Source organism: Tatumella morbirosei, assembly GCF_000757425.2.
GTDB classification, from domain to species: domain Bacteria; phylum Pseudomonadota; class Gammaproteobacteria; order Enterobacterales; family Enterobacteriaceae; genus Tatumella; species Tatumella morbirosei.
Genome location: NZ_JPKR02000004.1, coordinates 691833 through 704776, shown reverse-complemented (window position 1 = coordinate 704776; position 12944 = coordinate 691833). Strand labels below are relative to the sequence as shown.

General features: G+C 50.9%; 17 protein-coding genes, 1 tRNA gene and 1 pseudogene. 17 read left to right on the top strand and 2 right to left on the bottom strand.

Annotation, left to right across the window (positions count from 1 at the left end):
* Positions 1–108: 108 nt before the first annotated feature.
* From HA49_RS22080 to HA49_RS14555, 8 genes and pseudogenes are all read left to right on the top strand, one after another.
* Positions 109–249, top strand: a pseudogene (locus tag HA49_RS22080) (ead/Ea22-like family protein); the annotation flags it as partial.
* Positions 250–404: 155 nt separating this feature from the next.
* Positions 405–872 carry a hypothetical protein gene (locus tag HA49_RS21850; protein WP_038018825.1) on the top strand — a complete coding sequence of 156 codons (468 nt, stop codon included), beginning with the start codon at positions 405–407 and terminating at the stop codon, positions 870–872.
* Positions 872–1030, top strand: a complete 159-nt coding sequence (locus HA49_RS22075) for an SEC-C metal-binding domain-containing protein (RefSeq protein WP_084706432.1) — start codon at positions 872–874, stop codon at positions 1028–1030. The genes HA49_RS21850 and HA49_RS22075 overlap by 1 nt, the downstream gene beginning before the upstream one ends.
* Before the next feature lie 4 nt (positions 1031–1034).
* Positions 1035–1493, top strand: coding sequence for a hypothetical protein (locus HA49_RS14580; RefSeq protein WP_072055942.1), 459 nt, complete (start codon positions 1035–1037; stop codon positions 1491–1493).
* Between the two features lie 338 nt (positions 1494–1831).
* Positions 1832–2074 carry a DNA polymerase III subunit theta gene (locus HA49_RS14575; protein WP_038018819.1) on the top strand — a complete coding sequence of 81 codons (243 nt, stop codon included), beginning with the start codon at positions 1832–1834 and terminating at the stop codon, positions 2072–2074.
* On the top strand, positions 2074–2427 hold the full coding sequence (locus HA49_RS14570; protein WP_038018816.1) for a hypothetical protein: 354 nt from the start codon (positions 2074–2076) through the stop codon (positions 2425–2427). The genes HA49_RS14575 and HA49_RS14570 overlap by 1 nt, the downstream gene beginning before the upstream one ends.
* A 324-nt stretch (positions 2428–2751) precedes the next feature.
* Entirely contained in the window at positions 2752–2958 is a 207-nt protein-coding gene (locus tag HA49_RS14560; RefSeq protein WP_038018813.1) for a hypothetical protein, read from the top strand.
* A 307-nt stretch (positions 2959–3265) separates the two neighbouring features.
* Complete coding sequence (locus HA49_RS14555; protein WP_038018810.1) at positions 3266–4429, top strand: tyrosine-type recombinase/integrase; 1164 nt, start codon at positions 3266–3268, stop codon at positions 4427–4429.
* 15 nt (positions 4430–4444) lie between these two features.
* Here HA49_RS14555 and HA49_RS14550 read toward each other — a convergent pair.
* A tRNA-Arg gene (locus tag HA49_RS14550) sits at positions 4445–4521 on the bottom strand.
* 179 nt (positions 4522–4700) lie between these two features.
* On the opposite strand from HA49_RS14550, the gene folD reads away from it, so the two are divergent.
* Both folD and ybcJ read left to right on the top strand, forming a co-directional pair.
* Entirely contained in the window at positions 4701–5567 is an 867-nt protein-coding gene (folD, locus tag HA49_RS14545) for a bifunctional methylenetetrahydrofolate dehydrogenase/methenyltetrahydrofolate cyclohydrolase FolD (protein WP_038019462.1), read from the top strand.
* The gene (ybcJ, locus tag HA49_RS14540) at positions 5567–5779 is read left to right on the top strand and encodes a ribosome-associated protein YbcJ (protein ID WP_038018807.1); all 213 of its coding nucleotides are present in this window, start codon (positions 5567–5569) and stop codon (positions 5777–5779) included. Before folD ends, ybcJ begins: the two co-directional genes overlap by 1 nt.
* Before the next feature lie 57 nt (positions 5780–5836).
* On the opposite strand, the gene cysS is transcribed toward ybcJ, so the two are convergent.
* Positions 5837–7222, bottom strand: coding sequence for a cysteine--tRNA ligase (gene cysS / locus HA49_RS14535; protein ID WP_038018806.1), 1386 nt, complete (start codon positions 7220–7222; stop codon positions 5837–5839).
* Between the two features lie 209 nt (positions 7223–7431).
* Between cysS and ppiB the strand changes: the two genes are divergently transcribed.
* The 7 genes from ppiB to HA49_RS14500 all read left to right on the top strand — a co-directional run bounded on the left by ppiB (position 7432) and on the right by HA49_RS14500 (position 12944).
* On the top strand, positions 7432–7926 hold the full coding sequence (gene ppiB / locus HA49_RS14530) for a peptidylprolyl isomerase B (RefSeq protein WP_038018804.1): 495 nt from the start codon (positions 7432–7434) through the stop codon (positions 7924–7926).
* On the top strand, positions 7926–8642 hold the full coding sequence (lpxH, locus tag HA49_RS14525) for a UDP-2,3-diacylglucosamine diphosphatase (RefSeq protein WP_038018801.1): 717 nt from the start codon (positions 7926–7928) through the stop codon (positions 8640–8642). The genes ppiB and lpxH overlap by 1 nt, the downstream gene beginning before the upstream one ends.
* A gap of 135 nt (positions 8643–8777) precedes the next feature.
* Complete coding sequence (gene purE / locus HA49_RS14520) at positions 8778–9287, top strand: 5-(carboxyamino)imidazole ribonucleotide mutase (RefSeq protein ID WP_038018799.1); 510 nt, start codon at positions 8778–8780, stop codon at positions 9285–9287.
* Positions 9284–10348, top strand: coding sequence for a 5-(carboxyamino)imidazole ribonucleotide synthase (gene purK, locus HA49_RS14515; RefSeq protein ID WP_038018797.1), 1065 nt, complete (start codon positions 9284–9286; stop codon positions 10346–10348). The genes purE and purK overlap by 4 nt, the downstream gene beginning before the upstream one ends.
* Positions 10349–10507: 159 nt before the next feature.
* Positions 10508–11296: an SDR family oxidoreductase gene (locus HA49_RS14510; protein ID WP_038018794.1), complete on the top strand. Its 789-nt coding sequence runs from the start codon at positions 10508–10510 to the stop codon at positions 11294–11296.
* Positions 11297–11370: 74 nt separating this feature from the next.
* Positions 11371–12228, top strand: coding sequence for a co-chaperone YbbN (locus tag HA49_RS14505; protein WP_038018790.1), 858 nt, complete (start codon positions 11371–11373; stop codon positions 12226–12228).
* Positions 12229–12470: 242 nt separating this feature from the next.
* Complete coding sequence (locus HA49_RS14500) at positions 12471–12944, top strand: hypothetical protein (RefSeq protein ID WP_245610206.1); 474 nt, start codon at positions 12471–12473, stop codon at positions 12942–12944.

The following is a 12944-nucleotide window of genomic DNA, read 5'->3' as shown; positions in this document are numbered from 1 at the left end:
GATAAATCTGAACAGAGCCGCATAGCATGTGAACTGTTCGATGAGGTTACCCGGCAGAGGCTGCAACTATCCGAATCTGATGCAGCACTGGAGAAAGCTCAGGCACGGATTGCCGAACTGGAAGCCATCCGTGCCGCGGCCGAAAAATTGGTCCGCTGCAAGGGTCACTACCACAGTGAACAGAATTATCGCGCGCTGGCTGCTATGTTTGGCGTAACGACTCCTGATTTGCCGCCGCTGGGTGGTGAGAGCGATGACGTGACGGTGAAGTTGCCAGCGCTATACATGGGGGTTGTTCAAATGGGTCACGCAGTGATGGTCTCAGATGACGCAGGGCACTGGTTTAACAAGACGGCGATTTTGGAAATGCTAACCGCTGCCGGCATCAAGTGGGAGTCTGAGTGATGAAGAAATTAACAAGAGAACAGATTCTGGACCTCCGGAAATCCTTTGAAGTCTGGCAGCAGGATTACGACTCGGTACACGACAAAGAGCAACACGACATGTTTGCTCTGGGCGTGGTGGCGATGAATGAGATGCTGGCTGCTATGGATGGCGAAGCGGCAGAGAGTCAGCCGGTTGCATGGACAGATGAGGAAGAACTACGGGATTTGAAGTCGTATGGCTTCTGCGAAATGTTTTCCTCTGAACCAGTCAGCAAAGACGCCGATCCACGGCGTGTAATCCCGCTGTATCGTCACGACAGGTTGTCTCTTGCAGAGCGCCGGGAGTGGATGGCGCGGGGTGTTGACAAGTCGAATGAATTAATATCGGCTCACTCATGGGGTGAAAGTGAAGGTGATGGCATTGTCGCTGCAACTGATGCTATGGAAATTATCGCTGCTAAAATTCGCGCCGGGGAGGTTGAGTGATGCGCGATTTGGCTAAGGTTATGCGAGAAATTGACCGAGAAAACATTCGTAAGGCAGCTATGGTCAAAAAGATTCCCGGAGAATTACGAAACCAAAAATGCCCATGCGGTAGTGGCCGAAAAGCTAAGAATTGCCACTGCGACACATTCAAGGGGTGAAAGAGTGAAACCAATAACCGAAGAAAGGCGGCAGGCGCTGATTGAGTTTATCGGCGCTGCATTTGAATCAATGAAAGGCAATGAACCTGCATACCCTGATAAATTCGACCTTGAGGAGATGACGCATCAGGCATTAGAAATCGCCCTTGCGTCCCTGACGGCTGAGATATTCATGTACGGAATATCCGACCCAGATGGTAAAGCACACTTCTCAGAATGCTGTGTTGATGATGACGGATCTAGTGTTTCTGACGAAGTTTGTGCATTGAATGACGGCGAAACAGACTTGCCGGATGGGTATCGTGTTGTTCCACTTTACACCGCCCCACCAGTGCCGGTGATTAAGTTGCCATCTGTGCAGGATTTAATCGACGAATACAAGTACCAGGCATCGCCACACGATATCAGAATATGGAATTTCTCTCTGTCTGTAATCAACCGCCTCAACGGCCTGGGGGAATGATGAAAATACCGATTCCCGGACGTCACGGCGGTTGGTGGCTGTCGATTTCATGGCAGAAAAAATCAAAATGGCGTTACTTTTCGTTCTGGCATGATGGTCCAATGCGCTCTATTTGGCTCGGGCATCTTTGCATCGAATGGTGGTGGCGATGATACTCGCCGGATACGTCATCCTCATTATCTCCGGTAACCAGGCAACTCCCCTCACTGAACATATATACCCCACCGAAACACAATGCCAACTGACAATCGACCGACTGCATACGCGGCGGCCAACGGCTGAGTTATTGTGTGGCGAAGTCGAAAGAACGATGTAATATCCTCTCAGGAGGAATATCTATGTCATTCAACATTTCGTCCAGGCCAGAAGAAGAACGCGAGAAAATTAATGTCGATCTGGCAGCATCAGGCGTTGCTTACAAAGAGCGTATGAATATGCCGGTTGTGGCTGTGCAGGTGGAAGAACAGCAGCCGGAAGCACTGCGAGAGTATTTCAGGGAAAGGTTAGCAATGTACCGTCAGGAGGCTATGAAACTGCCGAAAGGCACCGACCCGGTTTATGCGAAGGAGGAAGGGAAATAATGGACGTGCTCAAGTTTGTTATTGGTCGACTCCTAGAGTGGCGTAATGCTAATCATAAATTAAAGATTGCAGCAATTGAGGCGCTCACCCCTGCTGTTTCACAAACAGTACTCTATACGCATGAATTAAGGAAAGGCGCGCCTAAAGATACCGAAAAGGAGAATCAACTCTACACCCTTTGGTTCGCCGCATCCTCAAAGGTTTCATCTTTAGATAAGGATTTGGCTCAAAACTGTCTTGAAAAGGCTAAATATTGGCTATTTCCGGAAGAGTATTCTCAGGAAAAGATTCTAGAGCTAGATATACAGATTATCCGTATGCAATCTGTACTAGAGCAACTTAAGCACAAGTAGAAACCGTTAAAAACCAAACCCGCCCAGGCGGGTTTTTTATTGCCTAAAGGAAACCACTATGAAGATTGAAATCGATGGGAAATACGTCATCACCGGCGACCAGAACCAGTTCGTTCTTAATGAAAAGAAGGTCGTAAAAGAAGGTAAGAATGCCGGGCAGTAAACGCTGACTGTCGTGGGATACTATCCGAAACTATCCTGGCTTATCAACTCTCTGATAGTGCGTGATATCAGGACGTAAGATATCGATAGCATGGTAGCCATTCAGGAACGGATTAATGAAATCGGCCAGCAGTGTGAAGCGGCGTTTGAAGGAGTTACAGTATGACCCACGCAGACCCACTCGACCAAGCATCAGAACTTGAGCATCAGCAGTTACTGGTAGCGATGGCTAACCGGCCATTGCCGAAGCCATTCACCGGCAAGTGTCTCAACTGTGACGCCACTATAGACAAAGGCCACTACTGTGACAGCTACTGCCGCGAAGATGCAGAAAAGCACGAACGCGCCGCGAAGTTTAAACGCCACTAACCTCACCTACTAAAACCACACCACCCTATTCCCGCACCGGTCACCGGCGTTTTGTCGTGCCTGCGGGTTGGGTAAAGGAGCACTCATTGAAGACTGACAGCGTTTTTTCATTGGCTAAGGCTGCACAAGAGCTAAACGTCAGCACCAGGACGCTTTCAGGGATGATTAAAAGAGGATGCATTCCAGCCAGACGAACGGCGGGGAATAAAGGAAAGTACATCATCCTCGAATCCGTAATTATTGACTATCTGAAGTGTTCAGAAGATGATCGCCCGGCGAGCATGGGTGTTGATAAAGGAGAGTTATCATGTCAATCACCCTCAGGGGCGGAGTATGGCACTGTCATTTCTTTACCCCGTCAGGCAAAAGAATTAGGAGATCGCTTGGCACTTCGGACAAGAAACAGGCATTAGAGCTTCACGATAAAATGAAAGCAGAGGCATGGCGGGTCGATGAGCTTGGGGATTTACCGACACGCTCATTTGAAGACGCCTGCATGCGGTGGCTGGATGAGAAAGAACATAAGCGCAGCCTTGATGATGACCGGATTAAAATGGAGTTTTTTGTAAGGCATTTTTCTGGCCGTGACATATCCACAATCACCGGCGAGGAAGTGCAAAAGGTTGTCAGTAAGATGGTGAACCGAAACCACCGAAGGAAATGGGAAATCCGGAGGGACTCAGCATTAAGGGAAGGGAAACCAGTTCCTGAGTTTACAGACAAGCCGGTCAGTATGGGCACAAAAAGCCACTACCTTTCATTTATGCGGTCCCTGCTTCGGGCCGCAGCTAATGAATGGGGCTGGATTAAAACCGCGCCGGTCATCAAAACAAAGAAGCCGGTCAGCAAAAGGATTCGCTGGCTAACAAAGGATGAGGCTAAAAGGCTGATTGACTGCGCGCCCGACAGTATTCGTCCGGTTATCGTGTTTGCGCTGTCCACAGGTCTGAGAAGGTCAAATATCGTTGACCTTGAATGGACACAGGTTGATATGCAAAGGAAGGTTGCCTGGATAAATCCAGAAAACGCCAAAGCAGGCAAGGCTATTGGCGTGGCACTGAACGATACAGCATGCAAAATACTGAAGGAGCAGATCGGGAAACACTCGCGGTGGGTGTTTGTTCATACCAAACCAGCTATCAGGCCAGACGGAACCAGAACTGCGGCCGTCAGAAAGATGCGGCGTGATGATAACACATCATGGCGTCTGGCACTAAAACGCTCAGGAATTGAAGATTTCCGCTTTCACGACCTCCGGCATACCTGGGCAAGCTGGCTGATACAGTCCGGCGTTCCGTTAACGGCTTTGCAGGAAATGGGAGGGTGGGAATCAATAGAAATGGTTCGCAGATATGCACACCTGGCACCTAACCATCTTACCGGTCACGCCCGACAAATTGACAGCATTTTGGAAGGTAACGACACAAATACGACACAAGGAGAAAATCAGGCTGGACTAAGAATTGCGTAACTCACTGAAATTAAATGGTGCGCCCTATAGGATTCGAACCTATGACCTACGGCTTAGAAGGCCGGTGCTCTATCCAACTGAGCTAAGGGCGCCCTGATTTCCGACGAATTATACGGTCACCGGTCACTGAGTCAATGTTTTTACGCGACTTTCCGTTCTGTTGCTGAAGGTTTAGGCAACTGGCAGTGATTCTTTGCCTGACAGCGTGCGCCGCTTCTGACAAAATAGGTGCCTTCACCTTATGATTCTAACTCCGTGGATTTTTTCTCTGATGTCAGCACAGATTATTGATGGTAAAACGATTGCGCAGCAGGTTCGTCTGGAAGTTGCGGAAAAAGTTAAACAGCGTCTTGCAGCGGGTAAACGCGCCCCTGGTCTGGCGGTAGTACTAGTCGGAGAAAACCCGGCATCACAAATTTATGTCGGCAGTAAACGTAAAGCCTGTGAAGAAGTGGGCTTTGTATCGCGTTCCTATGATTTACCGGCCACCACCAGCGAGCAGGAATTGCTGGCACTGATCGATAAGTTGAATAGCGATAATGATATCGACGGCATTCTGGTGCAGTTACCTCTGCCGGAAGGAATCGATAATATCAAAGTGTTGGAACGGATTGCGGCCGACAAAGATGTCGATGGCTTCCACCCGTATAATGTGGGACGTCTTTGCCAGCGTGCCCCGTTGCTACGCCCCTGCACCCCACGCGGCATTATGACCCTGCTGGAACGCTATAATATCGAAACCTTTGGCGCCAATGCTGTGGTTATCGGAGCGTCTAATATTGTGGGCCGTCCAATGAGCCTGGAATTGCTGCTGGCCGGCTGCACTACCACCGTAACCCATCGTTTCACCCGTAATCTGCGTCAGCATGTAGAAAACGCCGACCTGCTGGTGGTGGCGGTAGGTAAAGCCAACTTTATTCCTGGCGAGTGGATTAAACCGGGTGCGGTGGTGATTGATGTCGGGATTAACCGCCTGGCCGATGGCCGTGTGGTGGGTGATGTCGAATTTGAAGCTGCGGCACAACGCGCCTCATGGATTACCCCGGTGCCGGGCGGCGTAGGCCCGATGACCGTAGCGACTTTAATTCAGAATACTTTGCAGGCATGTGAAGAGTACCACGACGGAGAAAATGCATAATGGCGACTTTTTCACTGGGTAAATTCCCACACGTTGAACTGTGCGATCTGCTGAAACTGGAAGGCTGGGCCGAAAGCGGTGCTCAGGCAAAAGCCTTTATCGCTGACGGCCTGGTCACGGTTAACGGCCAGGTTGAAACCCGTAAACGCTGCAAGATTGTCAGCGGTCAGACCGTGAGTTTTGCCGGTCAGTCGATTTCGGTTATTGCGTAACTGATTAAAAAAGGGCGATCGGAAAACCCGCCGCCCTTCTCTTTTTATTGCCAGAAATTACTTACGGCGCCAGCTGGTTCCCTGCGGACCATCTTCCAGAATAATCCCCAGCTCATTCAGCTTATCGCGTGCGATATCTGCCTGCGCCCAGTTTTTACTCTCACGGGCGTCTTTACGCATTTTGATCAGCGCCTCAATCTCCGCCACTTCTTCGTCATTACTGACGGCAGAACTTTGCAGGAACAGTTCAGGGTCCTGTTGCAGAATACCCAGCACTTTAGCAAGCTGGCGTAGTTTGGCGGCCAACGCATCGGCAGCGGCAGCGTCTTCGGTTTTCAGCCGGTTGACTTCACGTCCCATATCAAACAGCACGGAATAAGCTTCCGGGGTATTAAAGTCATCATTCATGGCGTCCCGGAAACGTTGCTCAAACTCAGCCCCTTCGGCAGCCTCTGCCTGAGGATGAGTGTTCCGCAATGCAGTGTACAGACGCTCCAGTGCCGCACGGGCCTGCTTGAGATTATCTTCACTATAATTCAGCTGACTACGGTAATGACCGGACATCAGGAAGTAGCGAACGGTTTCGGCATCATAATGCTTAAGAACATCACGTACCGTAAAAAAGTTGCCCAGTGATTTGGACATTTTTTCACGGTCAATCATCACCATTCCGGAATGCATCCAGTAATTTACATACTCACCGCCATGCGCACAGGTCGACTGAGCAATTTCGTTTTCATGATGCGGGAACATCAGGTCAGATCCACCGCCGTGAATGTCAAAATGCGCTCCCAGCTGGCTGCAGTTCATCGCCGAACACTCAATATGCCAGCCAGGGCGTCCCGCCCCCCAGGGAGAAGGCCAGCTGGGTTCATCGGCTTTGGACATTTTCCACAGTACAAAATCCATTGGATTTTTCTTCACATCGGCGACTTCGACCCGTGCCCCGGCCTGTAACTGTTCCAGATCCTGACGGGAGAGTTCACCGTAGTGACTGTCACTCAACACATCAAACATGACGTCACCGTTGTCAGCCACATAGGCATGACCACGCTGCAGCAGTTTTTCTACCAGTTCGATAATCTCACCGATATGTCGGGTGGCACGCGGTTCCACGTCCGGCGGCAGAATACCCAGTGCATCAAAATCGCTATGCATCTCACCGATCATCCGGTTGGTCAGCACTTCGATAGTCTCACCATTTTCGTTGGCACGTTTAATGATTTTATCGTCAATATCGGTGATATTTCTGACATATTTCAGCTGGTAGCCCAGATAGCGTAAATAGCGTGAAACCACGTCAAAAGCTACAAAAGTCCTGCCGTGACCAATATGGCACAGGTCATAAACGGTAATACCGCACACGTACATACCGACCTGGCCGGCATGAATAGGTTTGAATTCCTCTTTTTGTCTGCTCTGAGTGTTATAAATTTTTAGCATTTAACTCTTCCGTTTAAACGTGTGCGATAACTGTGGTTATTGTGCCGTATTTTTCACGTGACTGCGACGTAAAGCAAGCCATCCGGCATCATCAGTTTTCGCCATACTGCCGTAACCCTGAATTTTATGATATAAGGAGCCTCTGCGATTGCCCTTCCCTGTAATCAGGAAGAGTTAAATACCGACAATAACCATGACAGGATGAAATTATGGTCACTTTCCAGACGAATTTTGGTGATATCGTTATTAAAACATTTGACGATAAAGCCCCGACTACCGTGCAAAACTTCCTGGAGTACTGCCGCGAAGGTTTTTACGACAACACTATTTTCCATCGCGTTATTAACGGTTTTATGATCCAGGGCGGTGGTTTTGAGCCTGGTATGAAACAAAAATCGACCAAAGCTGAAATCCGTAACGAAGCGAATAACGGTCTGAAAAACACCCGCGGTACCCTGGCAATGGCCCGTACCTCTGCGCCACACTCTGCCACTGCACAGTTTTTCATCAACGTTGCCGACAACGACTTCCTGAACTTCCGTGACGAAAGCCTGCAGGGCTGGGGTTACTGTGTATTTGCTGAAGTGGTTGAAGGTATGGACGTGGTTGAGAAAATCAAAGCCGTCTCTACCGGCCGCAGTGGTATGCATCAGGATGTGCCAAAAGATGACGTTGTTATCCAGAAAGTGACCGTCAGCGAGTAATGCCGCGAACGCTGTTTATAGCAGATTTGCATCTGTGTCAGGAAGAACCGGCAATAACGGCCGGTTTTCTGCGTTTTTTACAACGCGAAGCCACAGACTGTGAAGCGCTGTATATTCTTGGCGACCTGTTTGAGAGCTGGATTGGTGATGATGATCCGAACCCGCTGCATCAGCAGGTCGCTGAAGCCCTGAGGGCGTTAACCGTCCCTGTGTTCTTTATTCACGGTAACCGCGATTTCCTGCTGGGCCAGGCCTATGCCAGACGCTGTGGAATGCAGTTACTGCCGGAAGAGCAGCTACTGGAACTTTATGGCCGTCGGGTACTGATTATGCATGGCGATACCCTGTGTACCGACGATGAGGGATACCAGCGTTTTCGCCAAAAAGTCCACCAGCCCTGGCTGCAACGGCTATTCCTGATGTTACCCTTGTTTGTCCGCCAGAAAATTGCCGCCAGAATGCGTAATGACAGTAGCAAGGCGAACCAGTCAAAAAGCATGGAAATCATGGATGTCAATCCACAGGCAGTAGAACAGGCAATGCAACGCTATCACGCTTCGTTACTGATTCATGGCCATACCCATCGCCCGGAAATCCACAGCCTGACAGTCAGTCACCAGCCGGCACAACGTGCGGTACTCGGCGCATGGCACCGACAGGGCTCGATGATAGTCCTGGATGACAGTGGTGTCTCCCTTCACGCTTTTCCCTGGTAAGTTTCACGTGAAATGTCCGGTTGTGTGGGTACGCAACCGTTTTCCTTCGCGCTGTCTCATGCTATTCTCACGCCCTTCTCAATGTGTATAGCCTGTACCGCACAGGTTCTTTAATTGCTCACAGGAGTTGACCGCATGTCGTCGAATACTGCCCCGGCCCGTATCGCTATTATTATGGGTTCTAAAAGTGACTGGGCTACGATGCAGTATGCTGCAGAAATCCTTAACGAACTGAATCTTGCCCATCATGTGGAAGTGGTTTCAGCCCACCGCACCCCGGACAAACTGTTCAGTTTTGCTGAAAATGCCCAACAACAGGGCTTTCATGTGATTATCGCCGGTGCCGGCGGTGCTGCACATCTGCCAGGTATGCTGGCGGCGAAAACCTTAGTGCCGGTGCTGGGTGTTCCGGTGCAAAGCGCCGCACTGAGCGGAGTCGACAGCCTTTATTCGATTGTACAGATGCCACGCGGTATTCCGGTCGGAACGCTGGCCATTGGTAAAGCCGGAGCAGCGAATGCGGCACTGCTGGCCGCCCAGATTCTGGCCGTTAACGATCCTGCACTGGCGAGCCGTCTCAGCGCCTGGCGGACAGCACAGAGCGATGCAGTTCTGGAAAACCCAGACCCACGGGAGGAAGCATGAAGTCAGTTTGCGTACTCGGTAACGGACAACTGGGACGGATGTTGCGCCAGGCCGGCGAACCACTGGGGATCGCCGTTTATCCGGTCGGCACCGATGCTGAACCGGAAGCGCTGCCGATTCGTCAGAGCGTGATCACTGCAGAAATTGAACGCTGGCCGGAAACCGCGCTGACCCGCGAGCTGGCAAGCCACCCGGCGTTTGTGAACCGCGATATTTTTCCACGTCTGGCCGATCGTCTGACTCAGAAACAGCTGCTTGATCAACTGGGGCTAGCCACCGCCCCCTGGCAATTGCTGAGCGAGGCCAGCGAGTGGCCGGAGGTCTTTGCCCGACTGGGTGAACTGGCTATCGTCAAGCGTCGCACCGGCGGCTATGACGGACGCGGCCAGTGGCATCTGCGTCAGCCTGACTGCCTGACGCTACCGGAAGAGTGCTACGGTGAGTGCATTGTCGAGCAGGGAATTAATTTTTCCGGCGAGGTTTCGCTGGTGGGTGCCCGTGGTCGTGACGGCACAACCGTGTTCTACCCCCTGACCCATAATCTGCATCATAACGGTATTTTACTGACCAGCGTGGCGCTGCCGCAGCCGGATGCTGACCAGCAACGTCAGGCGGAATCGATGCTTACCGCGATAATGCAGGAACTCGATTATGTCGGTGTCATTGCTATGGAGTGTTTTGTCACTCCACAGGGACTGCTGATTAATGAGCTGGCACCCAGAGTGCATAACAGTGGTCACTGGACGCAAAATGGTGCCTCGGTCAGTCAGTTTGAACTACATCTGCGGGCTATCCTTGGTTTAGCCTTACCTCAGCCAGTGGTTTTCGCCCCATCGGTCATGGTGAATATCATCGGCTGCGCCCTGAATCTGCAATGGCTGGAACAATCTCTGGTGCACCTGCACTGGTACGAAAAAGAAGTGCGCCCTGGCCGTAAACTGGGTCACCTCAATCTGACCGACAGTGATACACTCCGGCTTAAAGAGAATCTGCGGGCCCTGGTTCCACAGCTGCCGGAAGAATATGCCGCGGCTATCGACTGGGCCAGCGAAAAACTCTAATCTCTCTCTGCACAGGAAACCCGGTTTTCCTGTGCAGTCTCTCTGTTTTTGGCGCTAATTCCCGGCCAGCCATTGGTGCTGCCACCGGTTTCTGTGTAATACTCGGGCATACCTTGTAATGCGTTTTACGCCTTCCTTCCGCCAGTAGCGTGTATATTTATGCAAAAAAATATCTTAATCACCGGATGTTCCAGTGGTATTGGTGCGGTCGCTGCCAGTGACCTGTTAATGCGCGGCTACCGGGTTTTTGCCGCCTGCCGCAAACCGGAGGATGTCAGCCGGATGGAACAACTCGGTTACACGGGTATTTTGCTCGACCTGGATGACCCTCAGAGCGTGGAAGCAGCCGCCCGACAGGTCACGGAGCTGAGCGGCGGCAAACTCTATGCACTGTTTAATAATGCCGGTTTCGGGGTTTATGGCCCCCTGTCTGCCCTCTCCCGCCAGCAGCTGGAACAACAGTTTTCCGCCAATTTTTTCGCCGTTCATCAGCTGACGATGTTGTTGCTTCCGTGTTTACAGGCCAGTGGAAACGCCAGAATAGTGAATACCAGTTCCGTGATGGGCCTGATTTCTACCCCGGGGCGCGGCGCCTATGCCGCCAGTAAATATGCGCTGGAAGCCTGGTCCGATGCTTTGCGTATGGAACTGCAACACAGCGGTATCCGGGTCAGTCTGATTGAGCCGGGCCCCATTTCGACGGAGTTTACCGGCAATGTCGTGCAGGGTGAATCAGAGAGTCCGGTGACCAATCCTGGTATCGCCGCCCGTTTTACCCTGCCACCACAGGCAATTTTACCGAAATTGCGTCATGCGCTGGAAAGCCGCTATCCACGTCAACGCTATCCGGTCACGGTGGTCGCACACGTGATGTCTGTAGCGCGCCGTCTGTTACCAGGCATATTACTGGATCGAATTTTAAGCAGTCATTCAGCACCGAAAAAATAGCCGCTTGAACTCAGGCGGCCAGTCCCCATATCTGACAGATAACGGTTAATTTTTCAGACCAAGGAACACAGCTTATGTCACCGCAAGCCCCGATTATTGATGTTAATGAATCCAATCTGCAGCAGGTCCTTGAGCAATCGATGCAGGTGCCGGTGCTGTTCTACTTCTGGTCAGCCCGCAGCCAGCACTGCCAGGAACTGACCCCGGTACTGGAGAAACTGGCTGCAGAGTATCGCGGACAATTCCTGCTGGCTAAACTGGACTGCGATGAACAGCAGATGGTGGCCTCACAGTTCGGCTTACGGGCTATCCCGACAGTCTATCTGTTTAAAGACGGTCAGCCGGTGGATGGCTTCCAGGGACCACAACCGGAAGAAGCCATCCGCACACTACTGGAAAAAGTTTTGCCGCGTGAAGACGAAATCAAAGTTCAGCAGGCTCAGGCCTTACTGGATGAAGAGAAACCTCTGGAAGCCTTGCCTTTGCTGAAAGATGCATGGCAACTCAGCCAGCATGCCAGCGAAACCGGGTTCCTGCTGGCTGAGACGTTGTTGCAGCTGAACCGCAGTGATGAAGCAGAAGAAGTGTTGAAACACGTGCCATTGCAGGATAGGGATACCCGCTATCAAAGCTTACTGGCGCAGATCGATCTGCTGCGTCAGGCGGCGGATACCCCGGAAATCCAGCAACTGCAGACGGAGCTGGACGCGGATCCTACCAATACCGAAATTGCCGCTAAACTGGCGGTTCAGTTCCATCAGGTGGGGCGTAACGAAGAAGCACTGGAACTGCTGTTCGGTTTTCTGAAAACCGATCTGGCTGCCGGGGGTGGCGAACTGCGCAAAACCTTCCAGGAAATTCTGGCCGCACTGGGAACCGGTGATGCGCTGGCCGGAAAATATCGCCGTCAGTTATATTCCCTGCTCTATTAATCTCCGCGTTGCCACCGCATTACTCTCTGCGGTGGCAGCTTCCTGACAGACTGTCAAAAATCACCAAATTCTGGAATCCGCACCAGTTCAGATATTCTATCCCCCCTCAGCGATAAAACATATTAAGATATTGAAAGTAATTCACGTCACTGAAAGATTCCTATTTACACGATTAGCGTCATATCATAGTTTCAAAACCCCGGGGTCGGGCATTTTTCAGAGGATACTGTTCCGGGAAAGGAGTGTTATTGATTTTATCAGGGAAGATAAAAATGCTAACAAAATCGTTCAGGTTTTCGACGTTAGGTTACCTGGCCCTTGAAGGGGTCGGTGCTTTACATGCCTCTTATACTCTGCTTCTGAATATCACTGAACACGATGTAAAAGAAGGGAAAGAATTATTTCTTTTCGCATCGATGTTATGTAATGCAGCCAGAGCTTATGGATCGGGCGTGATTAAACCCTGGTGTACTGTCGAAAATAATATTGATAGTAAAAAACATATTTTAGATCCCCGGGGAAGCTCTTTTGCGCTCACACCGGATGAAATTCTTATTGGGGGAGCCAGGTTTACTCTTCAAGTGAGAGAAAAAATTCAGCCAGCTTTGAAAATAGTCAGCGGGTACGTTTTAAATACAGAGTATGCGGGCTCACTGGTGCCATTCCCCGGGAAAGCAACGCATTATATCTCTCTGAATAAATTCAGGCAGGAGTAA

What these genes read in the sequence shown, in the direction of transcription:
- HA49_RS14575 (WP_038018819.1), top strand. Translation starts at nt 1,832, where the DNA reads ATGTCATTCAACATTTCGTCCAGGCCAGAAGAAGAACGCGAGAAAATT.
- HA49_RS21850 (WP_038018825.1), top strand. Translation starts at nt 405, where the DNA reads ATGAAGAAATTAACAAGAGAACAGATTCTGGACCTCCGGAAATCCTTT.
- HA49_RS14560 (WP_038018813.1), top strand. Translation starts at nt 2,752, where the DNA reads ATGACCCACGCAGACCCACTCGACCAAGCATCAGAACTTGAGCATCAG.
- purK (WP_038018797.1), top strand. Translation starts at nt 9,284, where the DNA reads ATGAAGTCAGTTTGCGTACTCGGTAACGGACAACTGGGACGGATGTTG.
- HA49_RS14505 (WP_038018790.1), top strand. Translation starts at nt 11,371, where the DNA reads ATGTCACCGCAAGCCCCGATTATTGATGTTAATGAATCCAATCTGCAG.
- ppiB (WP_038018804.1), top strand. Translation starts at nt 7,432, where the DNA reads ATGGTCACTTTCCAGACGAATTTTGGTGATATCGTTATTAAAACATTT.
- purE (WP_038018799.1), top strand. Translation starts at nt 8,778, where the DNA reads ATGTCGTCGAATACTGCCCCGGCCCGTATCGCTATTATTATGGGTTCT.
- HA49_RS14555 (WP_038018810.1), top strand. Translation starts at nt 3,266, where the DNA reads ATGTCAATCACCCTCAGGGGCGGAGTATGGCACTGTCATTTCTTTACC.
- folD (WP_038019462.1), top strand. Translation starts at nt 4,701, where the DNA reads ATGTCAGCACAGATTATTGATGGTAAAACGATTGCGCAGCAGGTTCGT.
- HA49_RS14570 (WP_038018816.1), top strand. Translation starts at nt 2,074, where the DNA reads ATGGACGTGCTCAAGTTTGTTATTGGTCGACTCCTAGAGTGGCGTAAT.
- HA49_RS14510 (WP_038018794.1), top strand. Translation starts at nt 10,508, where the DNA reads ATGCAAAAAAATATCTTAATCACCGGATGTTCCAGTGGTATTGGTGCG.
- lpxH (WP_038018801.1), top strand. Translation starts at nt 7,926, where the DNA reads ATGCCGCGAACGCTGTTTATAGCAGATTTGCATCTGTGTCAGGAAGAA.
- cysS (WP_038018806.1), bottom strand. Translation starts at nt 7,222, where the DNA reads ATGCTAAAAATTTATAACACTCAGAGCAGACAAAAAGAGGAATTCAAA.
- HA49_RS22075 (WP_084706432.1), top strand. Translation starts at nt 872, where the DNA reads ATGCGCGATTTGGCTAAGGTTATGCGAGAAATTGACCGAGAAAACATT.
- ybcJ (WP_038018807.1), top strand. Translation starts at nt 5,567, where the DNA reads ATGGCGACTTTTTCACTGGGTAAATTCCCACACGTTGAACTGTGCGAT.